Genomic DNA, 26,556 nt, shown 5'->3' with positions numbered 1-26,556 from the left:
CCGCTAGGAGAGCTGCCCGCCGTAGCGCGGGAGCCGGTACGCGCGCTCGTAGCCGCCGCCGGTGAAGTCGTGCGGGTGGTTGCCGACGTTGGCCACCAGCACGTAGCCGAGGTCGGCGAACCACGCGCGGCACCGCTGCTTGCCGGCCGCGGCGCCGGTGCCCCGCTGGCGCAGGCAGAGCAGGTCGACGACGTAGCCGGCCTCGGCGAGCTTGCGGGCCGTCCGGGCGCGCTGCGACTCGTCGCGGGCGGTGTTGACGAGCACCGCGACCCCGAGCCGCCGGGCGGTGCGGGCCAGGCGCAGCACCGGCCGCACCGGCTCACCGTTGGCGTACTCGGTGGCCAGCATCGTGTTGTCGACGTCGAGGTTGATCGCGAGCCGCTCCCCCGGCGCGGCGCTCGCCGCGCGCTCGGCGAGGTGGGCCCGGGAGCCGGCCATCACCTCGCGCACGTCGGCGCGCCACTGGGCCGCCGAGGGCAGGTCGGCCGAGGACGACGGGGCGGCGGGGAGCAGGGTGGCGACGACGGCCAGGACCGTGAGGAGCACGAGGCGGCGCATGTCCCGACCCTAGGGCGTCCCGGTCCGGTCGTGCCCCGGCCCGAGAACGCCGTCGTCGACGGCGCCCTCGGCCCGCCACCTGGTGGGGAACGGGGTCAGCCGGTCATGCCGTGGGGGTCGATGACGAACTTCTGGGCCGCGCCCGAGTCGAACTGCGCGTACCCCTCGGGAGCCTGGTCGAGACCGATGGTCTTGGCGTTGACCGCCTTGGCGATGTCGGCCCGGTCGCTGAGGATCAGGTTCATCAGCTTGCGGTTGTACTGCTTGACCGGGCACTGACCGGTGTGCAGCGAGTGCGACTTCGCCCAGCCGAGACCGAGGCGCACGCCCAGGGTGCCCTGCTTCGCGGCGTCGTCCACCGCGCCGGGGTCGCCGGTGACGTAGAGGCCCGGGATGCCGACGCCGGCACCGGCCCGGGCGACGGTCATCGCGTCGTTGAGCACCGTCGCGGGCGCCTCGGCGGCGCCCTCACCGTGGCCGCGGGCCTCGAACCCCACCGCGTCGACCGCGGCGTCCACCTCGGGCTCACCCACCACCTGGTCGATCTTCTCGGCCAGCGACCCGTCGGTGGTCAGGTCGATCCCCACGCAGCCGAAGCTCTCCGCCTGCTTGAGCCGGTCGCCGTTCATGTCGCCCACCAGGACCACCGACGCCCCCAGCAGCTGGGCCGAGAAGGCCGCAGCCAGGCCGACCGGTCCGGCGCCGGCGACGTAGACGGTCGAGCCGGTCGTGACCCCGGCGGTGTAGGCGCCGTGGTAGCCGGTCGGGAAGATGTCGGAGAGCATCGTCAGGTCGAGGATCTTCTCCAGCGCCTGGTCCCGGTCCGGGAACTTCAGGAGGTTGAAGTCGGCGTAGGGGATCATCACGTAGTCGGCCTGGCCACCGATCCAGCCACCCATGTCGACGTACCCGTAGGCGGCGCCGGCACGAGCCGGGTTGACGTTGAGGCAGATGCCGGTCTTGCCCTCGTTGCACATCCGGCAGCGTCCGCACGCGATGTTGAACGGGACCGAGCAGATGTCGCCCTTCTTGACGAACAGCACGTCCTCGCCCAGCTCGACGACCTCGCCGGTGATCTCGTGGCCCAACGTCTGGCCGATCGGCGCCGTGGTCCGCCCCCGGACCATGTGCTGGTCGGACCCACAGATGTTCGTGGTGACCAGCTTGAGGATCACCGCGTGCGGGGCCTTCTTCGTGATGCCGAAGTGGTCCGCGACCTCGGCGGGGACCTCGAGCCTGGGGTAGTCCATCGTCTCGACGGCCACCTCGCCCGGGCCCTTGTAGACGACGACGCGGTTGGAGTCACTCATGGTGCGGCCTCCTCGATGGTGGACCGGCCCAACCCCCGCGATCGCCGGGGTCGATGACCCGCCCTGCGTGACCCTCATCACACCACGGGAGCGCCCTCGTCGCCAGGGCCGACCCGGGGTCGCCCCGACCGGAGCCGTCCGCGCCCCTCAGTGCCGGCTGGACCGCGGTCGCGCGGGTCTCGGGCGACTTCCCGGGCAGCCCGGTCGACCTGCGGTTCCGGTTCGTCTTCGACGACGCCGGGCTGGTCAGTCGGCTGAGGATCGCGCCATGAGCTGCTCGGCGCGCTCGACCACCAGGTCGACGACGCGCGGGTGCGGCCCGATGACGTCGGCCACGACGACCCCCTCGCCGGCCTCGCGGCGGGTGCGGTCGTGGAAGAACCCGGGCGAGAGCAGGTAGGGCGACACCGCGTCGCCGGGCCGGACGACATCCGCCGGGCGGGGTCCGTGCCCCGAGAGCGTGGCGAGCTCGACCGGCGAGCCCCAGGCGCGGGCGAGCAGGGCGACGGCGCCCACCTGGTCGCAGGTGGCGGCCTCGTCGGAGGAGCCGGCGGCGACCAGGACGACGCGCTGGGCGCGCTCGGCCCCGGCCTCGAGGAGCCGCTCGACCTGGGCGGCCGCCAGGAGCGGGTCGGGCCCGAGCGGCGTGCCGAGGGTGACCGGCACCGACGCCTTGGCGACCGCCTCCGGGAGGTCGGTGCGCACGTGGAAGCCGGTCGACAGGAGCATCGGGACGACGACGACGGGCACGTCGACCTCGACCATCACGTCGGAGAACAGCGGCTCGGACAGCTCGACGAAGGCGGCGCGGGAGGGGATGCCCAGCCGCTCGCCCGCGGCGACGGCGACCGCGCGCGACACCTGGTTGCCGTCGACGTTGCGGGTGCCGTGGGCGACGAGCACGAGCTGGTGCGCCGGCCCGTGCGTCGTCATGCGGTCACGGCCAGCCGGTATCCACGTTTCACCACGGTCTGGACTATGCGCGTCCCGACCGCGGCACGCAACCGGGCGACCGCCATCTCGACGGCGTGCTCGGACCCCGCCGTGCCCGACGGGAGGGCCGCGAGGAGGTCGCGCCGGGACACCACGTGACCGGGATTCACCAGCAGGGCGTGGAGAACGGCGAGCGGCGCGGGTGAGAGCCGCACCTCCGCGCCGTCGACCAGGACCTCGTCGGCGTGCACCAGGAGTGTGTGGCCCGCCACATCCAGCGACAGCCCGTCCGAGCGCGACGGGAGCTCGGTCTCGAGCTGCTTGACCATCGCCACGAGCCGCGACCGGTCGGGGTAGATCGACGGCACGCCCCACATCTCGAAGGCCGCCGCGGTGACCGGTCCGACGCACGAGGCGAGGACGTCGGCCTGGAACGCGCCGATGACCTCCTCGCGCCGACCCGTCGACCCGGCGGCCTCCATCAGCGCCGCGACGGCCGGCGCCGCGGTGAAGGTGACGGCGTGCACGGTGCGCTCGGCGATCTCGTCGACGAGGTGGAAGACCGGTCCCGGGTCCTCGGCGCTCTCGACCCGGTAGACGGTCACGGTGGTGACCTCCGCGCCCCGCCGGCGCAGCGCGTGCGCGGCCATCGACAGCGACTGGCCGTGCTCCTGGACGACGATCCGGCGTCCGGTCAGGTCGCGGCCGCGCAGGTGGGCCAGGACGTCGTCGAACGCCTCCGACTCCGGGGCCCACAGCTCGCGCAGCCCGCGCCGGCGCAGCGCGCCGACGCTCTTGGGTCCGCGCGCGAGGATCTCGGCGCGCCCGAGGTGCTCGAGGAGCCGGTCGAGGGTCCCCCACGACTCGGCGGCGGCGAACCAGGCCTTGAGGCCGATCCCGGTGGTGGCCAGGAAGATGTCGACCGGGCGGGCCAGGACGTCGTCGGTGGCCGCGCGCAGCGACGCCTCGTCGACGTGGTTGGGCTCCAGGGAGAGCGCCGGCGCCCAGACGACGTCGGCGCCGCGCCGCTCGAGCAGCGCGACCTGCTCCTCGACCTTGCGGGCCGCGGTCACGCCGATCCGGAACCCGGAGAGCGGGCCGCGGCCGGGCTCAGGCATGCGGCGGTCCGGGGGCGACCAGCACCACTCCGTCGCGGACGGCCACGTCGTACGTCGCCACGCGGACCTCCTCGTCGTCCAGGCACCGACCGGTGCGCAGGTCGTAGCCCTGCTTGTGCAGGGGCGAGGCGACGTACGGGACGCCTCCCCGCGTGCCCACGATCCCACGGGCCAGCACCGAGGCGCGACCGATCGGGTCGTAGTTGGACAGCGCGTGGACCTCGTCGTCGTGGGTGCGGAAGACGGCGACCGCCTCCCCGCCCACGAGGGCGAGCACGCCGCCCTCGACCTCGATGTCGTCGAGCCGGCAGACCGTCGTCCACGTCGGGGGGCCGCTCACGGGGCGCCGACCGGGATCGTGGCGCCCAGCGAGACCGGCCCGGCGGAGTCGGCCGGCACGTCCTGGCCGCGCTCGGAGCGGAACTCGATGTGGGGGTCGGGGACGTCGGGGGCGTTGACGAACGAGACGAACCGGCGCAGCTTGTCGGGGTCCTCCAGGGTCGCCTTCCACTCGTCGAAGTACCCGCCGACGTGCCGGCCCATTGCGGCCTCGAGCTCCGAGCCGAGGCCGAGGACGTCGTCCACGACGACCGCGCGGACCCGGTCGAGCCCGCCGTCGAGGGAGTCGACCCAGGGCGCGGTGCGCTGGAGCCGGTCGGCGGTGCGGACGTAGTACATGAGGAACCGGTCGAGGTAGCGGACCAGCGTCTCGGTGTCGAGGTCGCCGGCGAGCAGCCGCGCGTGGACCGGGGTGGCGCCGCCGTTGCCGCCGACGTAGAGGTTCCAGCCCTTCTCGGTGGCGATGACGCCGAAGTCCTTGCCGCGGGCCTCCGCACACTCCCGCGCGCACCCGGAGACGCCGCCCTTGAGCTTGTGCGGCGAGCGCAGCCCGCGGTAGCGCAGCTCCAGGTCGATGGCGAGCTGCACGGAGTCCTGGACGCCGTAGCGGCACCACGTCGAGCCGACGCACGACTTCACCGTGCGCAGCGACTTGCCGTAGGCGTGGCCGGACTCGAAGCCGGCGTCGACGAGCCGGCGCCAGATCGCGGGCAGCTCCTCCATCCGGGCGCCGAACAGGTCGATGCGCTGCCCGCCGGTGATCTTCGTGTAGAGCCCGAAGTCGCGGGCGACCTCCCCGATCACGATCAGCTTCGCCGGGTCGATCTCGCCCCCGGGGATGCGCGGGACGACCGAGTAGGTGCCGTTGCGCTGGATGTTGGCGAGGTAGGCGTCGTTGGTGTCCTGCGTGGTGCGCGCACCCTCGTCCAGCACGTGGTGGTTGAGCTGGCTGGCCAGCACCGAGGCGACGGTCGGCTTGCAGACGTCGCAGCCCCGCCCGGTGCCGTGCCGGGCGACCACGGCGTCGAAGGAGGTGTGCCCGTGCACGGCGACGACGTCGAAGAGCTCCTGGCGGGTGAGCGGGAAGTGCTCGCACAGGCTCCGGTCGACGACCTTGCCCTGCGTCTCGAACCAGTCCTCGATGATCTTCCTGGTCAGCGTCTTGCACGACCCGCAGGTCGCGCCGGCCCGGGTCGTCCCGCCGGCCTCGGCCGCGGCGAGGATGTCGGCCTTGCTGACGTCGTTGCACGAGCAGACCTGCGCCGTGTCGGGCAGGGCGAGCTGCGCCCCGGCACCGGCGGTGACCGGCAGGATCAGCTCCTCCGGGTTCTCGGGCAGCGCGATGCCCGGGTTCGTCGCGGTGGCCACCATCGGGCGCAGCACGCCGTAGGCGGAGGCGTCGCCGACCAGCACCCCGCCGAGCAGCCGGGCGCCGTCGTCGCTGACGACGAGCTTCTTGTAGACCCCGGCGACGGCGTCGGAGTAGACGAGCTCGAGGGCGCCGTCGGTGGTCGCGAACGCGTCGCCGAAGGAGGCGACGTCGACGCCCATCAGCTTGAGCTTGGTCGAGGTGTCGGCGCCGGTGAAGGCACCGTCGCCGCCGACCAGCGCGTCGACGGCGACCTCGGCCATCGCGTAGCCGGGCGCGACCAGCCCGTAGACCCGGCCGCCCGGGGCCGCGCACTCGCCGACCGCCCACACGTGCGGGTCGGAGGTGCGGCACTGCTCGTCGACCAGGACGCCGCCCCGCTCCGCCACCGTGAGGCCGGCGGCGCGGGCGAGCGCGTCGCGGGGCCGGATGCCGGCGGAGAAGACGACCAGGTCGGCCGCGACGGGCTCGGCGTCCCTCAGCCCGAGGCCGGTGACGTGCGTCTCGCCGAGGACGGCGGTCGTGGTCGCGCCGGTGTGGACGTGCAGCCCGAGCCCCTCGACGTGGCGGCGCAGGGTGGCGCCGCCGGCGTCGTCGACCTGCACCGCCATCAGCCGGGGCGCCATCTCCACGACGTGGGTCTCGAGGCCGAGGTCGGCCAGGGCCTTGGCCGCCTCCAGCCCGAGCAGCCCCCCGCCGACGACGGCACCGACGCTCGCGGTGGCCGCGGCCGCCCGGATCGCCTCCAGGTCCTCGATGGTGCGGTAGACGAAGGTGCCGGGCAGGTCGTGGCCCGGCACCGGCGGCACGAACGGCGCCGCGCCGGTCGCCAGCACGAGCTCGTCGTAGGCGAGCACGTCGCCGGTGTCGAGCAGCACGGTGCGCGTCGCGGGGTCGAACCCGACCGCCTCCGTGGCGAGGAGCACGCGGACCCGCGGGTCGTCGTACGCGCCCCCGGGGAGGAGGGACAGGGCGTCGGCGCCGACCTCGAAGAACGACGTGAGGGCGACCCGGTCGTAGGCCGGCAGCGCCTCCGCGCCGACCACGACGACGTCGTGGGTCTCGGTGAGGCCGCGCTCGATCGCGGCCTGGACGAACCGGTGGCCGACCATGCCGTGGCCGAGGACGACGAGCTGCCGGCGCTGGTGGACGGGGTGCGGGGCCATCACGACGGGGATACCTCCAGGGTGCGGTGGGCGAGGAGCTGGCGGACGGCCGGGGCGCAGCCGCCGCAGCCGGTGGTGGCGCGGGTGGTGTCGCGGACGTCCTCGAGGGAGGAGCAGGCGCGGACCCGGCCGGCGGTGACGCCGGCGCAGGCGCAGACCTCGGCGTCGTCGGGGACGGCGGCCGGGCGGGCCGGGCGGGCCGGGCGCTCGACCATGAGCAGGTCGCCGGGCTCGTGCGGGCCGAGGACCGTGCCACGGTCGAAGTGCTGGGTGATCAGGCCGACGCGGGACAGGTCCCCGACGAGGGTGGCGGCGCGGATCCGTCCGTCGCGGACGACGAGCCGCCGGTGCGACCCGGCCACCGGGTTCGACACCTCGACGACGTCGCCGGTGGCGTCGGCGTCCCCGAGCACCGCGACGTCGAGGTCGGTGGCGCGGAGCCGGGCGACGACCCGGCTGCCGTCGTAGGTCGCCGCGCGACCACGCAGGTGGGCGGCGAGCACCTCGGCCTGCTCCCACGCCGGCGGCACGAACCCGGTGGTGCGCTCGCCGCGCTGGGCGCCGTCCCCGATCGCGTGGACCGCCGGGTCGCTGGTGGTGAGGTGCTCGTCGACGACGACGCCGCGGCGGACCTCGAGGCCGGCGGCCCGCGCCAGCGCGGTCGACGGCCGACCGCCGGCGGTGAGGACGACGAGGTCGGTCTCCAGGACGTGCCCGTTGTCGAGCCGCAGCCCGGCCGGCCCGGTGGCCGGCCCGTCGGCGAGGCGGACGGCGCGGGCTCCGGTGTAGACCTCGGTCCCGAGCCGGCGCAGGTCGCGGGCCAGGACCGCGCCGGCGGCGGGGCCGACCTGGCCGCGCAGCAGGTGCTCCCCGCCCTCGACGACCTCGGTCGCCAGCCCGCGGACGGCGAGCGCGCGCGCCACCTGGAGCCCGAGCAGCCCGCCACCGACGACGACGGCCCGCCGCGCCTGTGGCACCGCGGCGTCGAGGCGCCGGCAGTCGTCGAGGCTGCGGAAGGCGTGCACCCGCTCGTGCAGCCGGCCGTCGAGGCGCACCAGCCCGCGGATCGGCGGGAGGGTGGGGATCGCGCCGGTCGCCAGGACGAGCCGGTCGTAGCCGATCCGCGTGCCGTCGACGAGCAGCACCTCACGCGCGGCCCGCTCGACCGCGAGCACGCGGGTGCCGAGGCGGAGGTCGACGTCGTGGTCGGCGTACCACCGGCGCGAGCGGAGGGTGAGCGCCCCGGCGGTGTGGGTGCCCTCGAGCACGGCCGAGAGCAGGATCCGGTTGTAGGGCAGGTGCGGCTCGTCGCCGACCAGGGTCACGCGGTGCCCGCTGCCGGCCAGGCCCTCGACCAGCCGGACGGCGGCCATGCCGGCGCCCACCACGACGACGCGTCCGGGGCTCACGTGCGCACCGCCGCGGCGCAGACCTTGAACTCCGGCATCCCGCTGGTCGGGTCGAGCGCGTCGTTGGTCAGCCGGTTGGCGCCGACCCAGTGGAAGGGGACGAAGACGGTGTCGGGCCGGATCGTGGCGACGACGCGCGCCGGCGCCCTCAGCTCGCCGCGGCGGGTCGTGACGACGACCGCCTCGCCGTCGCGGGCGCCGACCCGGGCGGCCAGCATCGGGTGCAGCTCGACGAAGACCCCGTCGTCGGGCAGCGCGCGGACCCGCCGGGTCTGGGCACCGGACTGGTACTGGGCCAGCACCCGGCCGGTGGTGAGGTGCAGCGGGTAGGCGTCGTCCGGCTGCTCGGCGGCGCCGACGTGCTCGACGGCGACGAACCGGGCCCGGCCGTCGGCGGTGGCGAAGGCGTCGGCGAACAGCCGCGGCGTCCCGGGGTGCTCGGGGGTCGGGCAGGGCCAGAAGACGCCGTGCTCGGCGCGGATCCGGTCGTAGGTGATGCCGGCGTAGTCGGCACGGCCCCCGGCCGAGGCCCGGGCCAGCTCGGCGAACACCTCCTCCGGGTCGCTCGGGAAGGCCGCCGTCGAGCCGAGCCGGGAGGCCAGCGCGGCGATCACCTCGAGGTCGCTGCGCACGCCGGCCGGCGGCGGGACGGCCTGCTGGCGCAGGACCACGCGCCCCTCGAGGTTGGTCATCGTGCCGCTCTCCTCGGCCCACTGCGTCACCGGCAGGACGACGTCGGCCATCGCCGCCGTCTCCGACAGCACGATGTCGGCGACGACGAGCAGGTCGAGCGCGGCGAGCCGCTCGGTCACGTGGGTGGCGTTCGGCGCGGAGACGACGATGTTGCTGCCGTGCACGAGCAGTGCCCGGGGACCGGTGTCGGTGCCGAGGGCGTCGAGCAGCTCGTGGGCCGAGCGGCCCCGGCCCGGCAGCGACGCCGCCGGCACGCCCCACACGCCGGCGACGTGCTCGCGCGCCGCGGGGTCGTCGATCATCCGGTAGCCGGGCAGCTGGTCGGCCTTCTGGCCGTGCTCGCGCCCGCCCTGGCCGTTGCCCTGGCCGGTGAGGCAGCCGTAGCCCGCGTGCGGCTTGCCGCACATGCCCAGGGCGAGGGCGACGTTGATCCAGGCCTGGACGGTCGCGGTGCCCTGGGTGTGCTGCTCGGCGCCGCGCGCGGTCAGCACCGTGACGGTCCCGGCGCCGGCCAGCAGCGTGGCCAGGGCGCGCAGCTGCTCGGCCGCCACCCCCGAGACCCGCTCGACGCGTTCCGGCCACCACGACGCGACGGAGCGGCGGACGTCGTCGAAGCCGGTCGTCCGGGCGGCGACGTAGTCCTCGTCGACGGCGCCCGCGGCGTCGAGCAGGTGCAGGACGCCGAGCGCGAGCGGCAGGTCGGTGCCCGGCACGGGCTGGAGCACGAGGTCGGCGCGGTCGGCGGTGGCCGTGCGGCGCGGGTCGACCACCACGACGGTGCCGCCGCGCTCGCGGAGCCGGTCGAGGTGCCGCGCCGCCGGCGGCATCGTCTCGGCGAGGTTGGAGCCGACCAGCACGCACACGTCGGTCTGCTCGAGGTCGGCGAGCGGGAACGGCAGCCCGCGGTCGAGGCCGAAGGCCTGGTTGGAGGCCGACGCCGCCGAGCTCATGCACCAGCGGCCGTTGTAGTCGATCTGCGAGGTGCCGAGCGCGACCCGCGCGAGCTTGCCGAGCAGGTAGGCCTTCTCGTTGGTCAGCCCGCCACCGCCGAAGACGGCCACGGCGTCGGGGCCGTGCGCGGCCTGGAGGTCACGCACCCCGGAGGCGACGACGTCGAGGGCGGTGTCCCAGGAGGCGGCGACCAGCTCGCCGGTGGACCGGTCGCGCACCAGCGGGGTGGTCAGCCGCTCGCGGTGCCCGCGCAGGCCGGCCGCCGTCCAGCCCTTGCGACACAGCCCGCCCTCGTTGACGGGGAACTCCGGCCACGCCTGCACCTCCAGGGTGCGGCGACCGGTCAGGGTCATCCCGCACTGGAGGCTGCAGTAGGGGCAGTGGGTGTGCGTCACTCAGATCCCCGCCGAGGCCAGGCTGGTGGCCGCCGACGAGCGGCGCAGGTAGACGGCGTAGGTGACGGCGGCGCAGACGAGGTAGAAGCAGGTGAAGACCACGAAGGCGCCCCTGGTCGCGGCCAGCGGGTCCTCCACCCACGGCGCGGCGAAGGCCAGCGGGATCAGGAACCCGCCGATCGCGCCGACCGCGCCGATGATCCCGATGGCCGCCGAGGACTGCCGGGTCGCCTCGTGGACGGCGGCGGCGCGCTCCTCGGTGTGCGGGGTGGTGGCGCGCTCGGCCTCGGTGCGGAAGATCGCCGGGATCATCTTGTACGTCGAGCCGTTGCCGATCCCGCTGCTGGCGAAGACGCAGAGGAAGAAGGCCAGGAACCACGGGAACCAGGACCGGTTGTCCAGGGCGACCGCGGGGTCGGCGGACGGGTTCGGCGTCAGCCGCGTGAGGGTCCACAGCACGAGGAGGGTGAAGACGACCATCCCGCCGAACGCCGCCAGGGTCACCCGGGCGCCGCCGAACCGGTCGGCCAGCCAGCCGCCCAGCGGCCGGGTCAGCGAGCCGACGCCGGCGCCGAGGAAGGCGTAGTAGGCGAAGAAGACGCCGGTGCCGAGCGGCGCCGGGTCGGGCACCCAGAAGTTGATCTTGATCAGGAGGGGCATCGCGGCGGAGTAGCCGATGAACGAGCCGAAGGTGCCGACGTAGAGCAGCGACATCACCCACGTCTGCCGGTTCCGGACCACCCGCAGCTGCTCGCGCGGGCTGGAGACCGCGCTGCTCAGGTTGTCCATCCGCAGCGCGGCCGCGACGACCGCGACCACGGCGAGCGCGGCGTAGGCGTAGGCGGCGTACTGCAGGTCGATGCCCGACTCGCGGGCCCGGACCAGCCCGAAGATCCCCGCGCCGCCGACGACCACCGGCAGCAGCAGCTGGACCAGCGAGACCCCGAGGTTGCCGCCGGCGGCGTTGAGCCCGAGCGCGGCGCCCTTCTGGGCGGCCGGGTAGAAGAAGTTGATGTTGGCCATCGACGAGGCGAAGTTGCCGCCGCCGAAGCCGGCGGTGGCGGCGATGACGCAGAAGACCCAGTACGGCGTCCCGGGCTGCTGCACGACGTGGGCGAACAGCAGGGTGGGCACGAGCAGGAGCGCGGCGCTGACCATCGTCCAGTTCCGCCCGCCGAACCGGGGCACGGCGAAGGTGTAGGGCAGCCGCAGCAGCGAGCCCACGAGGTTGGGCAGCGCGACGAGCAGGAAGAGCTGCTGGGCGTCGAAGGCGAAGCCCTGCGCCACGAGGAAGGCCGAGCTCACGCTCCAGATGAGCCACACCGAGAAGCCGAGGTGCTCGGCGAAGATCGACCAGACCAGGTTGCGCCGGGCGACCCGGCGCCCGCCGTTCTCCCAGAACTCCGCGTCCTCGGGGCGCCAATCGGTGATCCAGTGCCGGCCGGATCGGCCGGACGGCGCCGGCGTCGCGTTCGTCGTGGGGTCCGGGGCGGTCGTCGTCATGGTGACCAGTCCAGGGCCGCGAGGTTTCCGGCCCGGTGGTCGCACCGGAAATCCTGTGTCACCGCGACCTCACGACCTCACGGCCCTCACGGACTCGCGGGCCTCGCGGGCCTCACGGCCAGGCGAGGGCCGGGCGACCGTTCGTCGCGCCGGACCGACCGCTCACCGCACCGACGTCCCCGCCCGCCGCAGCGACGCCGCCGCCCCCTGCCGGGTGACGCCCGTCACTCCTAGCGTGACGCCGGTCACCCGTCGGTGACCCGAACCGGAGAGGCGCCGTCCGATGGCACTTGAGAAGGATCCGTCCCACGACGTGGCCGCACGCCACGATCCCGTCTACGACTCGATGGCGGAGTCGGCCGACTTCATCGAGCTCCGCCGCCGCTACCGCAGCTTCGTGCTGCCGGCCACGGCGGTGTTCCTGGCCTGGTTCCTGCTCTACGTCGTCATGTCCAACTGGGCCGGTGACTTCATGAGCCAGAAGATCGTCGGCAACATCAACGTCGCCCTGGTCTTCGGGCTGCTGCAGTTCCTGACGACGTTCCTCATCGCCTACGCCTACAGCCGCTACTCGACCGCGCGGCTCGACCCGCTCGCCGAGAGCCTCAACTCCGTCTACGAGGGGGGCAAGCGCTGATGGACCACCAGGTGCTCACCACCGTCCTGTTCCTCGCCGTCGTCGCGCTGACGATCGGCATCACGATCCGCGCCAGCCGGTCCTCGTCGGGCACGTCCGACTTCTACGCCGGCGGCCGCTCCTTCTCCCCGGTCCAGAACGGCCTGGCCATCGGCGGCGACTACATGTCGGCGGCGTCGTTCCTCGGCATCTCCGGGATCATCGCGCTGTCGGGCTACGACGGCTTCCTGTACTCCATCGGGTTCCTGGTCGCCTGGCTGGTGGCCCTGCTGCTCGTCGCGGAGATGCTGCGCAACTCGGGCCGCTTCACGATGGCCGACCAGCTGGCCTTCCGCATGAAGCAGAAGCCGGTCCGCCTGGCGGCCGCGACGTCGACCGTGGTCGTCTCGATCTTCTACCTGCTCGCCCAGATGGTCGGCGCCGGCTCGCTCGTCGCGCTGCTGCTCGGCGTCGACGACCAGGTCGTCAAGAACATCGTCATCTTCGGCGTCGGCGCCCTGATGATCTTCTACGTCACGGTCGGCGGCATGAAGGGCACCACCTGGGTGCAGATCGTCAAGGCCGTCCTGCTCATGACGGGGTCGGCGCTGATCGTCGTCCTGGTGCTGGCGCAGTTCGACTTCAACCTCTCCAGCCTGCTCGGCGCCGCCGCCGACAACAGCGGCAAGGGCCAGGCCTTCCTCGAGCCGGGCCTCAAGTACGGCGCGACGCTGACCAGCAAGCTCGACTTCGTCAGCCTCGGCATCGCGCTCGTGCTCGGCACGGCCGGCCTGCCGCACATCCTGATCCGCTTCTACACCGTCCCGACGGCCAAGGACGCCCGCAAGTCGGTGCTGTGGGCGATCGGCCTGATCGGCGTCTTCTACCTCTTCACGCTGGTCCTCGGCTTCGGTGCCGCCGCGCTGCTCGACACCTCGACGCTCGACAAGTCCGGCAACCTCGCCGCGCCCCGGCTCGCCGAGGAGGTCGGCGGTGGGGCCGGCTCCACCGGCGGTGCGATCCTGCTCGCCCTCATCGCCGCCGTCGCCTTCGCCACGATCCTCGCGGTGGTGGCCGGGCTGACGCTGACCTCGTCGGCCTCGGTGGCCCACGACGTCTACAACAACGTCATCAAGAAGGGCCAGGCCACCGAGCAGGAGGAGATCAAGGTGACGCGGTTCGCCGCCGCGGGCATCGGCCTGGTCGCCATCCTGCTCGCGATCCCGGCGCAGAGCCTCAACATCGCCTTCCTGGTGGCGCTCGCGTTCGCGGTGGCCGCCTCGGCGAACCTGCCGACGATCGTGTTCAACATGTTCTGGCGGCGCTTCAACACCCGCGGCGCGCTGTGGAGCATCTACGGCGGCCTGATCTCGGCCGTCGGCCTGGTGATCTTCTCCCCGGTGATGTCCGGCAAGGGTGTCGACGCCGACGGCAAGAACCTGTCGCTGCTGCCGACCAGCATCGACATCTCCTGGTTCCCCCTGGAGAACCCGGGCATCGTCTCGATCCCGCTCGGCTTCCTGTTCGGCATCATCGGCACCCTGTCGAAGCGCGAGCCGGCCGCCGAGGACCGCTACACCGAGCTCGAGGTCCGCGCCCTGACCGGCTCCGGCTCGGAGAAGGCCACCTCGCACTGAGGCCACCGCGCCGACCCGCCGGGGACCTCCCGGCGGGTCGACGCCCGGCCGGTCCACCCCGACCGTCACCACTCCTCGGCACGCTGGGCGATGCGTCCTAGTGTGACGAGTGGCACCCGCACCCCCAGTCCAGGAGCAGTCGTGAGCACTGAAGTCCCCGAGAGCGGAACCCTGTCGAACCTCAGCAAGGAGGAGCGCCGCTTCGAGCCGCCCGCCGGGCTGGCCGAGCACGCCAACCTCAAGGCGGAGGCCTACGAGCGGGCCGCCTCCGACGTCGAGGCGTTCTGGGCCGAGCAGGCCGAGCGACTCTCGTGGGAGACGACGTGGGACCGCGTCCTGGACTGGGACGACCCGCCGTTCGCCAAGTGGTTCGTGGGCGGCCGCCTGAACGCCTCGTACAACTGCGTCGACCGGCACGTCGAGCAGGGCCGTGGCGACAAGGTGGCGATCCACTTCGTCGGCGAGCCCGTCGACGGCCGGCCCGAGAACCAGCGCGCCATCACCTACGCCCAGCTCAAGGACGAGGTCTCGCAGGCGGCGAACGCGCTGACCGACCTCGGTGTCGTGGCCGGCGACCGGGTCGCGATCTACCTGCCGATGATCCCCGAGGCCGTCGTCGCGATGCTGGCCTGCGCCCGGATCGGCGCCCCGCACACCGTGGTCTTCGGCGGCTTCTCCTCCGACGCGCTCGCCTCGCGGCTCGAGGACTGCCAGGCCAAGGTCGTCGTCACCGCCGACGGCGGCTACCGGCGCGGGGCGGCGTCGGCGCTGAAGCCGGCCGTCGACGAGGCCGTCGTCAAGGCCGCCGGGCTCGGGCACGAGGTCAGCGCGGTGCTCGTCGTCCGGCGCACCGGGCAGGACCTCGGCGAGTCCGGCTGGAACGACGGCCTCGACGTCTGGTGGCACGACGCCGTCGGCGGCGCGTCGACCGAGCACACCCCCGAGGCCTTCGACTCCGAGCACCCGCTCTACGTCATGTACACCTCCGGCACCACCGGCAAGCCCAAGGGCATCCTGCACACGACCGGCGGCTACCTGACCGGCACCGCGTACACGCACTGGGCGGTCTTCGACCTCAAGGACGACGACGTCTACTGGTGCACCGCCGACGTCGGCTGGGTCACCGGGCACTCCTACATCGTCTACGGCCCGCTCGCCAACGGCGTCACCCAGGTGCTCTACGAGGGCACCCCCGACAGCCCCGAGCGCGGCCGCTGGTGGGACATCATCGAGCAGCACGGGGTGACGCTCTTCTACACCGCGCCCACCGCGATCCGCTCGTTCATGAAGCAGGGCCGCGAGATCCCCGACCAGCGCGACCTGTCCTCGCTGCGGCTGCTCGGCTCGGTCGGTGAGTCGATCAACCCCGAGGCCTACATGTGGTACCGCGAGGTCATCGGCGGCGACCGCTGCCCGATCGTCGACACCTGGTGGCAGACCGAGACCGGCGCCATGATGATCAGCCCGCTGCCCGGCGTCACCGCGGGCAAGCCGGGCTCGGCGATGACCGCGCTGCCCGGCGTCGCGGCCGACGTCGTCGACGAGAACGGCGACTCGGTGCCCAACGGCTCCGGCGGCTACCTGGTCGTCAAGGGCCCGTGGCCCTCGATGCTGCGCACGATCTGGGGCGACGACGAGCGCTACCGGGACACCTACTGGTCGCGGTTCGCCGAGCAGGGCTACTACTTCGCCGGCGACGGCGCCAAGAAGGACGAGGACGGCGACATCTGGCTGCTCGGCCGGGTCGACGACGTCATGAACGTCTCCGGGCACCGGCTCTCGACCACCGAGATCGAGTCGGCCCTGGTGTCGCACCCCAAGGTCGCCGAGGCGGCCGTGGTCGGCGCCAAGGACGAGGACACCGGCCAGGCGGTCTGCGCCTTCGTGATCCTGCGCGACAGCGCCGGCGACGGCGGCGACGACATCGTCTCCGAGCTGCGCAAGCACGTGCGCAAGGAGATCGGCCCGATCGCCACGCCGCGCCAGATCATGGTGGTCCCCGAGCTGCCGAAGACCCGCTCCGGCAAGATCATGCGGCGCCTGCTGCGCGACGTCGCCGAGCACCGCGAGGTCGGCGACGTCACCACGCTGGCCGACTCCTCGGTCATGGACCTGATCTCGAGGGGCGTCGACTCCGGCAAGGGCGAGGACTGACCTCCCCCACCGGGCACCGGATCGGGTGACGAGCCCGACCGGTCGGTGGGGATAGGGTCTGGGCCATGGGTCCCGAGAAGAGCGCCGTCGACCGCCCCACCGACCGGACCGTCGGCCGGGTGACCGACGCCGGCGAGGAGCCGACGATCGGCAAGCTGGTCACCGACGCCAGCCGCGACATCTCCACGCTGATCAGCAAGGAGATCCAGCTGGCGAAGTCGGAGCTGAAGGTCAGCATCAAGTTCGGGGTCGCCGGCGTCGCGTTCTTCGCCGTCGCGGGCTTCCTGCTGCTGCTCGCCGTCATCATGCTCTCGGTGGCCTTCGCCTACCTGATCCACTGGAACGGCAGCGGCCTCTCCCTGCACTGGGCCTTCCTCATCGTGACGCTGGCCTACGTGCTGATCGCCGCGCTGTTCGGCTTCCTCGGCATCAAGAAGGTCAAGAAGGTCGGCCCGCCCGAGAAGGCGATCGGCCAGGGCAAGCAGATCCCGAACGCCCTCAAGGGCAAGAGCTAGCCGCTGACCCGTCAGTGATCAGCGACGGGTCGATCAGGCACAGGCGCCGGTGGAGACCGGCTCCGAGCTCGAGACGCCCTCGCCGGCGGCGTCCTGCACCTGCTCCCAGGTGAGCGCGTAGCCGGTGTCGTCGTCGGTGACCGAGGCGGCGAAGACCACGCCCGCCACCCGGCCCTGGGTCGTGACGATCGGTCCGCCGGAGTTGCCGGGCCGGATCAGGCCGCGCAGCGAGTAGACCTCGCGCACCACGGTGCCGTCGCCGTAGATGTCGGGCGAGCGCAGGTTCTGCTCGGAGCGGACCCGCCCGCGCTGGACGTCGTAGGGGCCGTCCTGCGGGTAGCCGAGGATCGCGACGCCGTCCTTGGCCTCGGTGACCCACCGCGTCTCCTCCGCGTCGCCGTCGACGAAGGCCAGCGGGTCGCGACCGAGGTCGTCGAGGGCGAGGACGGCGACGTCGAGCTGGGAGTTGTAGTAGACGACCGTGGCGTCGACCTGGTCGCCGTCGATCTCCACGGTCGGCTCGTCGACGCCGGCGACCACGTGGGCGTTGGTCATCAGCCGGTCGTCGGAGTAGAGGAAGCCGGTGCCCTCGACGCCGCGGCCGCAGTCGTTGTTGCCGCGGACCTTCAGGACGCTGTCCTGCGCGGCCGCGATGTCGGGGTCGCGCAGCAGCCGCTCGGCGCCGGGGCCGACCTCGACGATCCGCTCGTCGGCGAACGGCTCCATGTAGCGCGGGAAGAACGACGTCCCGACGACGCCGTTGAAGGCCTGCAGGGCGTTCGGGGCCGACGTCGGCAGCGCCGAGTTGACCGTGCGCAGCACCGCCGACTCCCGCACGAGCGGGGTCAGCGAGCCGATCTTGGAGCCGGAGACCGCGACGCCGAGCGCCCAGGCGACGAGGAGCACCGCGAGCGCGCTCAGCGCGGCGCCGCCGATGGCGTCGACCGCGCGGGCCGGCTGCCAGGTGATCTGGTCACGGATCTTGGCGCCGACGAACTGCATCAGCGCCTGCCCGAGCGAGGCGCAGACGATGACGATGAACAGCGCCGCCAGCGAGATCGTCAGCGACGGCTCGGCGTCACCGAGGATGAAGGGGGCGAGCAGGATGCCGAGCAGGCCGCCGGCCAGCAGCCCCACGGTCGCGAACGCCCCGGTGACGAAGCCCTGCCAGTAGCCGGACAGGGCGTAGGCGAGCACGAGCAGCACGAGCAGCCAGTCGAGAAGGTTCATCCTCGGCGTCGCTCCTCGAACTCGGTGTTGGGCACCGGTTGCTGCCCGGGGTCCATGGTCGCGGGTCGAGCGCCGCCGAACATGTAATCGGGCAAATCCCTCTCCGGCGCGTCGGGCAGGTCGTCGATCCAGCCGACGTACTCGAGGAGCCGGGCGATGATCCCGCCGGTGAAGCCCCAGAGGATCACGTCGTGGTCGTCGCCGATGAGGAAGCCCGGCGAGCGCCAGCCGCGCGGGCCGGTGACGGTGATCCGGTGGGTCGGGTCGCGCAGCTCGTGCAGCGGCACCCGGTAGACGGCGTGCACCTCGTCGGCGGAGCGCACCCAGACCGGGCTCGGCTCGCGCCACCAGGCCAGCACCGGGACGACGGCGTGGTTGCTCGGCGGCACCCAGAGCTCGGGCAGCACGCCGAAGACCTCGACCCCGGAGGGGTCGAGGCCGACCTCCTCCTCGCCCTCGCGCACCGCCGCCTGCGCGGGCGTCTCCCCGGGGTCGACGCCGCCGCCGGGGAACGACACCTGGCCGGGGTGGGAGCGCATGTGGTGGGCGCGCTCGGTGAGCAGCAGGTCGGGGCCGTGCTCGCCCTCGCCGAAGAGCATCAGCACCGCCGAGCGGCGCAGCCCGTCGGTCTCCTCGGGGACCTGGAAGCGGGTCAGGTCATGGACGGTGATCTCCTGCGCGGCCCGCTCGACCGGACGCAGCCACCCGGGCAGGCCGGGGTGCCCGCCGCCCTGCTCAGCGGTCACAGCACCGGCCCGAGGTGCGCGGTGACGAGCTCCTCGATCTCGGCGACCGACAGCAGGCCGCCGGCGTGCATGGTGGCGACCTCGCCGTCGGCGTCGACGAGGATGGTCTGCGGGAAGGCCGGGCGCAGGCCGAGGTCGGTGTCGAAGATGTCGCCTCCCGGGTCGGCGAGCTGCGGGTAGGTCGCGCCGACCATCTCCGCGAACGAGATGGCGAAGTCGGGCTGGGTGTCGGTGACGTCGATGCCGAGCACCGGCACCGTGTCGCCGTGGGTCTCGTGGAACTGCTGCAGCGCCGGCATCTCGTCGAGGCACGCGTCGCACGGGGTGTTCCAGAGGTTCACGACCAGCGGGCCGGTGAGGCTCGACAGGTCGACCTCCTCGCCGCCGCCGAGGCAGGGCAGCGTGAGGTCGGGGAGGTCGCCGCCCCCGGGGCCGGGCACGCACGGCTCGATGCCGGCCTCGGCCTTCATCTCCCGCAGCGCGGGGGTGTCGACCTCGATGTCGCTCGGCCCGGGCGGCGAGATGTCGTCGGCGCACCCGGTGAGCAGCAGGACGAGGACCGCCAGCGCCGCCAGCAGCCTCGTCACGCCCGGGGACCGCCTCATGCCGGGCCCTGGGTCTTGACCAGGGCGGCGGCCGCGACCGGGTCGGTGGGTCCCTCGCCGAACGACGGGCACCAGCGCGCCAGCGGGCAGGCCCCGCACGCGGGCTTCTTGGCGTGGCACCGGCGCCGGCCGTGCCAGATGACGTGGTGGCTCAGCATGGTCCAGTCCCGCCTCGGGAACAGCGCGCCCACGGCGTGCTCGACCTTGACCGGGTCGGTCTCCTCGGTCCACCCGAAGCGCCGCACGAGCCGGCCGAAGTGGGTGTCGACGGTGATGCCCGGGACGTCGAAGGAGTTGCCGAGCACGACGTTGGCCGTCTTGCGCCCGACGCCGGGCAGCGTCACGAGGTCGTCGAGCCGGCCGGGCACCTGGCCGTCGTACCGCTCGACGAGGGCGGCGCTGAGCTTGAGCAGCGACTCGGTCTTGGCGCGGAAGAACCCCAGCGGCCCGACGATCGTCTCGAGGGCCGTCCGGTCGGCCGCGGCCATCGTCGCGGGGTCGGGGTAGGCCGCGAAGAGCGTGGGGCGCACGGCGTTGACCCGGCGGTCGGTGGTCTGCGCGCTGAGCACGGTGACGACGAGGAGCTCGAAGGCGTTGGCGAAGTCGAGCTCGCACCCGGCGTCGGGGTAGGTCTCGGCGAGGACCCGGTCGATCTTGCGGGCCCGACGGACCAGCGAGGTCGGTGTCTCGGCGGGAGGAGCAGCAGGCGGCACGGCGGCCAGCCTACGGTCCACCACCGACGACGCGGCCGTCAGCGCAGCGGGTTCGGTTCTCTGTGGGGTTCGACACCCTCTAGGATCGCGGTGGAGTCCGCGTCGTGCGGTCCAGCTCGTCCCAGCACACCGGAGGTTCCGTGGACAACGAGGTACTGCGCCAGGCACCGCTCTTCAGCGCCCTCGACGACGAGGCGGCGACCGCGCTCGGCACCTCGATGAGCGAGACCCGGCTGCGTCGCGGCGACGTCCTCTTCCACGAGGGCGACTCCGGTGACCGGCTCTACGTCGTCCTCGACGGCAAGGTGAAGCTCGGCCGCACCTCCACCGACGGCCGCGAGAACCTGCTGGCCATCCTCGGCCCCGGCTCCATGTTCGGCGAGCTGTCGCTCTTCGACCCGGGCCCGCGCTCGGCCACCGTCACCGCGGTCACCGACGCGAGCTTCGCCTCCCTCTCCCACGAGGACCTGCTGCGCTGGCTCGAGGGTCGTCCGGTGGTGGCCCGCGGCCTGCTCACCCAGCTCGCCAGCCGGCTCCGCAAGGCCAACGACGTCGTGGCCGACCTGGTCTTCTCCGACGTGCCCGGCCGCGTGGCCAAGGCCCTCCTCGACCTCGCCGACCGCTTCGGCCGCACCGCCGACGACGGCGTCCACGTGCACCACGACCTCACGCAGGAGGAGCTCGCCCAGCTGGTCGGCGCCTCCCGCGAGACCGTCAACAAGGCGCTGGCCGACTTCGCCTCGCGCGGCTGGCTGCGCCTGGAGCCCCGCTCGGTCGTCATCATCGACATCGAGCGCCTGGCCCGCCGGGCCCGCTGACCGTCCTCCTCCGCCCGACCCGTCTGCCTTTTCCAACGGTGGTGGCCAGCCCGGACCCAAACCGCGCGATCGCGCCGTTTGGGTCGGTGAGAGGCGCTGACAGCGACCCGATCCGCGCGATCGCGCCGTTTGGGTCGGTCTCAGGCGTTCTCACCGACCCGATCCGCGCGATCGCGCGGTTTGGGTCGGCGCTGGACCCGGCGTCAGTGCGCTCCCGAAGACCTCAGGCCGCGAAGTGCTCGCGCCACAGGTCGTTGATCGGCGCAACGTCCTCCATGCCGCGACGGATGAGCAGCGTGCGGATCCGCTCGAGCGTCCGACCCGGCTCCTGGAAGATCCCGCGGGCCGTGACGACGAGGATCCGGTAGCCCTCGTCGTCGAACTCCTCGCGTCGGTCGACATCCTTGTTCCACTGCTCCACCGACTCAGCATGGTGCCGACCGTCGTACTCGATGATGACTCTGATGGCGGGGTAGTAGAGGTCGAAGCGGCGCTTCCACGTCCCGTCCTCGTGATGGACCCGGAAGTTGACGACCGGCTCCGGCAGGCCAGCCAGGACGATCAGGAGCCGCAGGCGGGTCTCCATCGGAGAGTCGACGCCGTCGCGGACGAGCTCAGCCGCCGCGGTCGCCAGGCGCGCGTAGTAGTCGGTGCTCGCGCGACATGCCCTCAGCAGCTTCGACGCCTTGATCCGGAAGCGTCGGCAGAGCGCGTCGCCCAGGATCACCTGCTCGACCAGGGACAGCCATCCAGCACAGTCGATGAAGGTGGCGATGGGGTCGGTCGTGCGGATCCCCTGGACCAGGACCACCCGGCGTTCGCGTTCGGTGACGTGGGGCTTGATCTGCGCACGGAAGCGTCGATCCGCGTGCCTGGTCACCGTCACGTGAGCGAATCCGTGGTCGGGGACCGGTAGACCGTGCACCGCGGCGGCCGACAGATGGCTCGCGAAAGCCGTCGGCGGGTGGACCAGCAGAGCAGCCCGGATGAGGGTCAGGCGATCGAGTGCAGCCTTCTGAATCCACACTCGCTCGATCACCTGGACGAAGTCGTGCCTTCTCAAGGTGCCCCGGCTGTGGCCGGCGGCCAGGAGGTCGCGCCGAGTGAAGGGCAGGTCGAAGGAGAAGGGTGTGGCTGCTCCCGACTGGCCGGCAGGGTCGTCCTTGTCCATGTCACGACTGTGCCTCGACCCGGCCCGGCGTGCTCCCGTCCTCCACAGCCCCCGCGCGGCCAGGCAACTGCGCGCCGGAGGTCGCCTACCCAAACCGCGCGATCGCGCGGATCGGGTAGGGAGTCAGCTCCCATCTCGACCCAAACCGCGCGATCGCGCGGATCGGGTAGGGGACGGGCCCGAATCTCGACCCAAACCGCGCGATCGCGCGGATCGGGTCGGGTGGGACTCCGTCAGGAGGGTCGTGGGCGGGCAGCGGCTACGACGCGCGCTCGGCCAGGTACTCCAGCTGGGCGCGCACGGAGAGCTCGGCCGCGCCCCACAGGATCTCGTCGACGTCGGCGTAGACGACCTCGACCACGGCCCGCGGGGTCGGGGTGGCGCCCTCGTCGCGCAGCCGCTCCACCGCGGCGGCGACCTGCGCGAGCCGGTCGCGGCGGTGGGCGAGGTAGTGGTCGAGGACGGCGCCCGCGTCGTCGTGCACCGGCCCGTGGGCCGGCCAGATGGTGGCGACCTCGCCGGCGGTGGCGAGGGACCGCATCCGCTCGATCGAGTCGAAGTAGGGGCCGAGCCGGCCGTCGGGGTGAGCGACGACGGTCGTGCCGCGGCCGAGCACCATGTCGCCGGACAGCAGCACCCGCTCCGTGGGCAGCAGGAACGAGACGGAGTCGGCGGTGTGGCCGGGGGTGGCCACGACGCGCAGCGACAGCCCGCCGACCGAGAGCACCTCGTCGTCGGCGAGCGGGTCGGCGCCGACGCAGTGGGCCGGGTCGAGGGCCCGGACCGCGCAGCCCTTGCGGGCGGCGAACGTCGCGGCGACCTCCGAGTGGTCGAGGTGGTGGTGCGTCAGCAGCACCAGGCCGACGTCGCCGGTCTCCTCGTCGAGCCGCTCGAGGTGGCCGTCCTCGACCGGGCCGGGGTCGACGACGACCGCCGTCGACGAGCCGGGTTCGCGCAGCACCCAGGTGTTGGTGCCGTCGAGCGTCATGATCCCGGGGTTCGGGGCCAGCAGGCACTCCCCCCGCTCCCCGAACCTCCCGCCGGCCCAGGACCCGCTCATCCGCTGCGCCGGGCGGCGAGGACCGGCCGCAGCCGGTCGGGCATCGAGAGGGTGAAGCCGTCGCCGATCGGCTCGACGGACGGCGTGAACATCTCCACCGACCGGTCGGCGGCCACCGCGAGGACCTCGTCGGGCGTCGCGAACGAGCCGACCTCCATCGAGGTGAGGTAGGTCGGCGGCATCATCGCCAGCTCGCCGGCGTCGGCCTGGTCGGCGGCCACGCGGGCCGGCAGCCACACCACCGACGACGACTCCGAGGAGACGTCGCGGGTGCGCTGGCCCTCGGGCAGCACGGCGACGAAGAACCAGGTGCGGTAGCGCCGCGGCTCGAAGACCGGCGTCAGCCAGGCGTCCCAGACGCCGAGGAGGTCGGTGCGCAGCACCAGCCCGCGCCGGGTGAGGAAGTCAGTCATCGCCAGCTCGCGCGTCTCGAGCGCGACCCGGTCGGCCTCCCAGTCCTCGGCCGTGGTGTCGGCGACCACCTCGGACGCCGACGCCCCGGCCAGCAGCACGCCCGACTCCTCGAACGTCTCGCGGACCGCGGTGCACACCAGGGCCCGGGCGGTCTCCTCGTCACAGCCCAGCCGGGCCGCCCACTGCTCCGGCGTGGGACCGGCCCAGGCGACCTCGGTGTCGAAGTCGCGCGGGTCGACGCCGCCGCCGGGGAAGACCGCCATGCCGGCGGCGAAGTCCATCGAGACCTGCCGCCGCATGTAGTAGACGTCCGGCCCCTGGTCCGAGGCCCGCATCAGGATCACCGTGGCGGCGTCGCGCGGCTCGACCGCCGTGCGCGTGCCGTCGGCGTAGGCGCGGGCGTCCTCGACGACGGAGGCCGGCAGCGGCACGGGCGGCAGCGGGATCTGCACGGTCTCAGACCTCGACGACGATCTCGATCTCGACGGGCGCGTCCAGCGGCAGCGCGGCCACCCCGACCGCGGACCGGGCGTGCACGCCGGCGTCGCCGAACACCTCGCCGAGCAGCTCGGAGGCACCGTTGGCGACACCGGGCTGGCCGGTGAAGTCGGGGGTCGAGGCCACGAAGACGACGACCTTGACGACCCGCTTCACGAGCGCGAGCTCGCCGATCTCGGCGCGGACGGCGGCGATCGCGTTGAGCGCGCACTGCTGCGCGCACGCGTAGGCCTCCTCGGCGGTGACGCCGGCGCCGACCTTGCCGGTCGTGATCAGCTCACCCGCACGCATCGGCAGCTGGCCGGAGGTGAAGACGTGGCTCCCGCTCCGGACGGCCGGCACGTAGGCCGCGACGGGCTTGGCGACCTCCGGGACCGCCAGGCCCATCGCCGCCAGGCGCTCCTCGGGCGTGGCCATCAGGAGGCCTGCGGACGCTTGAGGAACGCGACCAGGCCGCCCTGGGCGTTGGTGTGGATCGTCACCAGCTCCCAGCCGTCCTGTCCGAAGTTGTTCAGCATCAGCGCTTCGTTGTGGAGCGGAATCGGCGCCACCTGGTACTCCCACTTGGTCATGCCCGGCACCCTACTAGCGCCGCGGCGGGAGCGGCCCGGCGTCATCCCGTGGTCTGACGCCCCGCCGCCCACCGGGCCCTAGGTTGGACGCCGTGGAGAGCCCCGACGTGCTGGACCGCCCGCGGCAGCCCTGGCGGCTGACCCGGCGCGGCGAGCGCCGCCTCGACGTCGGGCTCGTCGTCCTGCTGCTCCTGCCGGCCCCGCTGTACCTCTTCAGCGACCCCCTCGTCGGGTTGGTCGTCGTGCCGCTCCAGGCCCTCCCCCTGCTGTGGCGCCGCACCCACGCCGGCTGGGCGTTCGCCGGCGTCGCGCTGGCGAGCGCGCTGCAGGTCCCGCTGGTGGGGACGCCGATCCACACCCAGGTCGCCTTCCCGGTCGCGGTCTACTCGGCGGCGCGGTTCGCCCCCGCCCGCACGGGGTTCGTCGCGCTGGGGGTGGGGCTGGTCGCGGCCGCGGTGGCCTCCCTGGACTGGATCACCGGCTTCGACGGCGACGTCTCGGCCCGCACCTTCCTCCCCTACTTCCTCACCGTCAGCGCCTTCGTGGTCACCGGCTGGGCCCTCGGCACGCTGGGCCGGACCCGTCGCGCCTACGTCGAGGCGCTGGTCGAGCGGGGCGAGCGGATCCGCCGGGACGCCGAGCAGCAGGTCGCGCTGGCGGCGTCGGCCGAGCGGGCCCGGATCGCGCGCGAGATGCACGACGTGGTCGCGCACGGACTGACCGTGATGGTCGTGCAGGCCGACGGAGCCCGCTACGCCGCCGCGCAGGACCCCGCGGTCGCGACCGACACCCTGGCCCGGATCGCGGCCACCGGGCGCGAGGCGCTCACCGACATGCGCCAGCTGCTGGGACTGCTGCGCGCCGAGGAGTCGAGCGGGCGCAGCCCGCTGCCGGGGCTGGACGACCTGCCGGGGCTGCTGGCCGCCGCGGGCACCGGCGGCGACGAGGACGCCGTGCACCTCGACGTCGACCTGGTCGGGCTCGACCAGCCGGTGCCGACCGCGGCCGGGCTGACGGCCTACCGCGTGGTGCAGGAGGCCCTGACGAACGTCCACAAGCACGCCGGGCCCGGTGTGCGGGTGCGGGTGTCGGTGCACGTGGCCGAGGCGATCCGGGTCGAGGTCGTCGACGACGGGCGCGGCGCGGCGGCCCCCGACGGCGGCGGGCACGGCCTGCTGGGCATGCGCGAGCGCGTCGACGTCCACGGCGGGACCCTCGAGACCGGACCCCGGCCGGACGGCGGGTTCGGCGTCCGGGCGACGATCCCCCTGTGAGGGACACGGCGAAGGGCACAGGCGACGAGCCGATCCGGGTCTTCCTCGTCGACGACCAGCAGATGGTCCGCGCGGGCTTCCGGATGCTCGTGGAGAGCCAGCCCGACCTCGTGGTCGTCGGCGAGGCCGGCGACGGGCGCGAGGCCGTCGACCGGCTGGCGGTCACCGGCTGCGACGTCGTCCTGATGGACGTGCGGATGCCGGTCCTGGACGGCGTCGGCGCGACCGCGCTCGTGACCGCCCGGCCGGGCGCGCCCCGGGTGCTGGTGCTGACGACGTTCGACCTCGACGAGCACGCCTTCGCCGCGATCCGCGCGGGGGCGGCCGGCTTCCTCCTCAAGGACGCCGCCCCCGACGACCTGCTCGCCGCGATCCGCACCGTGCACGCCGGCGACGCCGTCGTCGCCCCGAGCACCACCCGGCGGCTCCTCGACCACGTGGCCGCCTCCGCGCCCGCGCCGGTCGCCGACGACCGCCGCCTGCGCGAGCTCACCGACCGCGAGCGCCAGGTGCTCGTGCTGGTCGGCCGCGGCCGCTCCAACCAGGAGGTCGCCGCCGACCTCGTCGTCGCCGAGGCCACCGTCAAGACCCACGTCAGCCGGCTGCTGGCCAAGACCGGCTGCCGCGACCGGGTCCAGCTCGTCGTCCTGGCCTTCGAGTCCGGCCTGGTCTGAGCCGGGGCGGCGCCGCGCCCGACCCGGGCCGCACGGTCGCGCCGCCGGGGTCATCCCGTGGGTGGACCCGGGACCATCCCGCGGCCTGAGGATCGCGGCGCCGCGCTCCGGCAGC

The 26,556-nt window shown here is 73.5% G+C and carries 25 protein-coding genes; 7 read left to right on the top strand and 18 right to left on the bottom strand.

What is annotated here, in order from left to right:
- Positions 1 to 3: 3 nt before the first annotated feature.
- The 9 genes from FE634_RS01935 to FE634_RS01895 all read right to left on the bottom strand — a co-directional run bounded on the left by FE634_RS01935 (position 4) and on the right by FE634_RS01895 (position 11,744).
- Complete coding sequence (locus FE634_RS01935) at positions 4 to 558, bottom strand: HAD family acid phosphatase (RefSeq protein ID WP_148240295.1); 555 nt, start codon at positions 556 to 558, stop codon at positions 4 to 6.
- Positions 559 to 653: 95 nt separating this feature from the next.
- Positions 654 to 1,868: a formaldehyde dehydrogenase, glutathione-independent gene (gene fdhA, locus FE634_RS01930; protein ID WP_137295161.1), complete on the bottom strand. Its 1,215-nt coding sequence runs from the start codon at positions 1,866 to 1,868 to the stop codon at positions 654 to 656.
- Positions 1,869 to 2,114: 246 nt separating this feature from the next.
- The gene (locus FE634_RS01925) at positions 2,115 to 2,801 is read right to left on the bottom strand and encodes a sirohydrochlorin chelatase (RefSeq protein ID WP_148240294.1); all 687 of its coding nucleotides are present in this window, start codon (positions 2,799 to 2,801) and stop codon (positions 2,115 to 2,117) included.
- The gene (locus FE634_RS01920) at positions 2,798 to 3,919 is read right to left on the bottom strand and encodes a uroporphyrinogen-III synthase (RefSeq protein ID WP_137295159.1); all 1,122 of its coding nucleotides are present in this window, start codon (positions 3,917 to 3,919) and stop codon (positions 2,798 to 2,800) included. Before FE634_RS01920 ends, FE634_RS01925 begins: the two co-directional genes overlap by 4 nt.
- Positions 3,912 to 4,259: a nitrite reductase small subunit NirD gene (gene nirD / locus FE634_RS01915; protein ID WP_138874922.1), complete on the bottom strand. Its 348-nt coding sequence runs from the start codon at positions 4,257 to 4,259 to the stop codon at positions 3,912 to 3,914. Before nirD ends, FE634_RS01920 begins: the two co-directional genes overlap by 8 nt.
- Entirely contained in the window at positions 4,256 to 6,793 is a 2,538-nt protein-coding gene (gene nirB / locus FE634_RS01910) for a nitrite reductase large subunit NirB (protein ID WP_148240293.1), read from the bottom strand. The genes nirD and nirB overlap by 4 nt, the downstream gene beginning before the upstream one ends.
- Positions 6,793 to 8,202, bottom strand: coding sequence for an FAD-dependent oxidoreductase (locus tag FE634_RS01905; RefSeq protein WP_262347543.1), 1,410 nt, complete (start codon positions 8,200 to 8,202; stop codon positions 6,793 to 6,795). Before FE634_RS01905 ends, nirB begins: the two co-directional genes overlap by 1 nt.
- A complete protein-coding gene (locus FE634_RS01900) occupies positions 8,199 to 10,241 on the bottom strand; it encodes a molybdopterin oxidoreductase family protein (protein WP_138874921.1) in 2,043 nt (680 codons plus the stop codon). Before FE634_RS01900 ends, FE634_RS01905 begins: the two co-directional genes overlap by 4 nt.
- Positions 10,242 to 11,744: an MFS transporter gene (locus FE634_RS01895; RefSeq protein WP_137295155.1), complete on the bottom strand. Its 1,503-nt coding sequence runs from the start codon at positions 11,742 to 11,744 to the stop codon at positions 10,242 to 10,244.
- A gap of 283 nt (positions 11,745 to 12,027) precedes the next feature.
- Between FE634_RS01895 and FE634_RS01890 the strand changes: the two genes are divergently transcribed.
- From FE634_RS01890 to FE634_RS01875, 4 genes are all read left to right on the top strand, one after another.
- On the top strand, positions 12,028 to 12,381 hold the full coding sequence (locus FE634_RS01890) for a DUF485 domain-containing protein (protein WP_137295154.1): 354 nt from the start codon (positions 12,028 to 12,030) through the stop codon (positions 12,379 to 12,381).
- Positions 12,381 to 13,997: a solute symporter family protein gene (locus tag FE634_RS01885; protein ID WP_137295153.1), complete on the top strand. Its 1,617-nt coding sequence runs from the start codon at positions 12,381 to 12,383 to the stop codon at positions 13,995 to 13,997. The genes FE634_RS01890 and FE634_RS01885 overlap by 1 nt, the downstream gene beginning before the upstream one ends.
- A 90-nt stretch (positions 13,998 to 14,087) precedes the next feature.
- Positions 14,088 to 16,151 carry an acetate--CoA ligase gene (gene acs / locus FE634_RS01880; protein ID WP_137295152.1) on the top strand — a complete coding sequence of 688 codons (2,064 nt, stop codon included), beginning with the start codon at positions 14,088 to 14,090 and terminating at the stop codon, positions 16,149 to 16,151.
- A 65-nt stretch (positions 16,152 to 16,216) separates the two neighbouring features.
- Positions 16,217 to 16,666: a phage holin family protein gene (locus FE634_RS01875; RefSeq protein WP_137295151.1), complete on the top strand. Its 450-nt coding sequence runs from the start codon at positions 16,217 to 16,219 to the stop codon at positions 16,664 to 16,666.
- A 33-nt stretch (positions 16,667 to 16,699) separates the two neighbouring features.
- Here FE634_RS01875 and FE634_RS01870 read toward each other — a convergent pair whose 3' ends face one another.
- Genes FE634_RS01870 through nth form a run of 4 tightly spaced genes read right to left on the bottom strand, consistent with a single transcriptional unit; the run spans position 16,700 to position 19,969 of the window.
- A complete protein-coding gene (locus FE634_RS01870) occupies positions 16,700 to 17,896 on the bottom strand; it encodes a MarP family serine protease (protein WP_137295150.1) in 1,197 nt (398 codons plus the stop codon).
- On the bottom strand, positions 17,893 to 18,642 hold the full coding sequence (locus FE634_RS01865; protein ID WP_148240292.1) for an NUDIX hydrolase: 750 nt from the start codon (positions 18,640 to 18,642) through the stop codon (positions 17,893 to 17,895). Before FE634_RS01865 ends, FE634_RS01870 begins: the two co-directional genes overlap by 4 nt.
- Entirely contained in the window at positions 18,639 to 19,229 is a 591-nt protein-coding gene (locus FE634_RS01860) for a TlpA family protein disulfide reductase (protein WP_148240291.1), read from the bottom strand. The genes FE634_RS01865 and FE634_RS01860 overlap by 4 nt, the downstream gene beginning before the upstream one ends.
- Before the next feature lie 14 nt (positions 19,230 to 19,243).
- Positions 19,244 to 19,969: an endonuclease III gene (gene nth / locus FE634_RS01855; RefSeq protein WP_396954638.1), complete on the bottom strand. Its 726-nt coding sequence runs from the start codon at positions 19,967 to 19,969 to the stop codon at positions 19,244 to 19,246.
- 131 nt (positions 19,970 to 20,100) lie between these two features.
- Here nth and FE634_RS01850 point away from each other — a divergent pair, with 131 nt between their 5' ends.
- Complete coding sequence (locus FE634_RS01850; protein ID WP_137295146.1) at positions 20,101 to 20,778, top strand: Crp/Fnr family transcriptional regulator; 678 nt, start codon at positions 20,101 to 20,103, stop codon at positions 20,776 to 20,778.
- 223 nt (positions 20,779 to 21,001) lie between these two features.
- On the opposite strand, the gene FE634_RS01845 is transcribed toward FE634_RS01850, so the two are convergent.
- From FE634_RS01845 to FE634_RS01825, 5 genes are all read right to left on the bottom strand, one after another.
- Positions 21,002 to 21,949 carry a DUF559 domain-containing protein gene (locus FE634_RS01845; RefSeq protein WP_148240289.1) on the bottom strand — a complete coding sequence of 316 codons (948 nt, stop codon included), beginning with the start codon at positions 21,947 to 21,949 and terminating at the stop codon, positions 21,002 to 21,004.
- 259 nt (positions 21,950 to 22,208) lie between these two features.
- Positions 22,209 to 23,009 carry an MBL fold metallo-hydrolase gene (locus tag FE634_RS01840; protein ID WP_148240288.1) on the bottom strand — a complete coding sequence of 267 codons (801 nt, stop codon included), beginning with the start codon at positions 23,007 to 23,009 and terminating at the stop codon, positions 22,209 to 22,211.
- A complete protein-coding gene (locus FE634_RS01835) occupies positions 23,006 to 23,875 on the bottom strand; it encodes an NUDIX hydrolase (RefSeq protein ID WP_137295143.1) in 870 nt (289 codons plus the stop codon). Before FE634_RS01835 ends, FE634_RS01840 begins: the two co-directional genes overlap by 4 nt.
- A gap of 4 nt (positions 23,876 to 23,879) precedes the next feature.
- Positions 23,880 to 24,338, bottom strand: a complete 459-nt coding sequence (locus tag FE634_RS01830) for a RidA family protein (protein WP_137295142.1) — start codon at positions 24,336 to 24,338, stop codon at positions 23,880 to 23,882.
- Positions 24,338 to 24,493, bottom strand: a complete 156-nt coding sequence (locus FE634_RS01825) for a DUF4177 domain-containing protein (protein ID WP_137295141.1) — start codon at positions 24,491 to 24,493, stop codon at positions 24,338 to 24,340. Before FE634_RS01825 ends, FE634_RS01830 begins: the two co-directional genes overlap by 1 nt.
- A gap of 92 nt (positions 24,494 to 24,585) precedes the next feature.
- Between FE634_RS01825 and FE634_RS01820 the strand changes: the two genes are divergently transcribed.
- Both FE634_RS01820 and FE634_RS01815 read left to right on the top strand, forming a co-directional pair.
- On the top strand, positions 24,586 to 25,767 hold the full coding sequence (locus FE634_RS01820) for a sensor histidine kinase (RefSeq protein ID WP_148240287.1): 1,182 nt from the start codon (positions 24,586 to 24,588) through the stop codon (positions 25,765 to 25,767).
- Between the two features lie 62 nt (positions 25,768 to 25,829).
- Positions 25,830 to 26,441: a response regulator gene (locus FE634_RS01815; RefSeq protein WP_137295174.1), complete on the top strand. Its 612-nt coding sequence runs from the start codon at positions 25,830 to 25,832 to the stop codon at positions 26,439 to 26,441.
- The last annotated feature ends 115 nt before the right edge of the window (positions 26,442 to 26,556 follow it).

The sequence above is a fragment of the Nocardioides sp. S-1144 genome (assembly GCF_005954645.2).
Classification (GTDB): Bacteria; Actinomycetota; Actinomycetes; order Propionibacteriales; family Nocardioidaceae; genus Nocardioides; species Nocardioides dongxiaopingii.
This window is presented reverse-complemented; position numbering and strand designations above follow the sequence as displayed.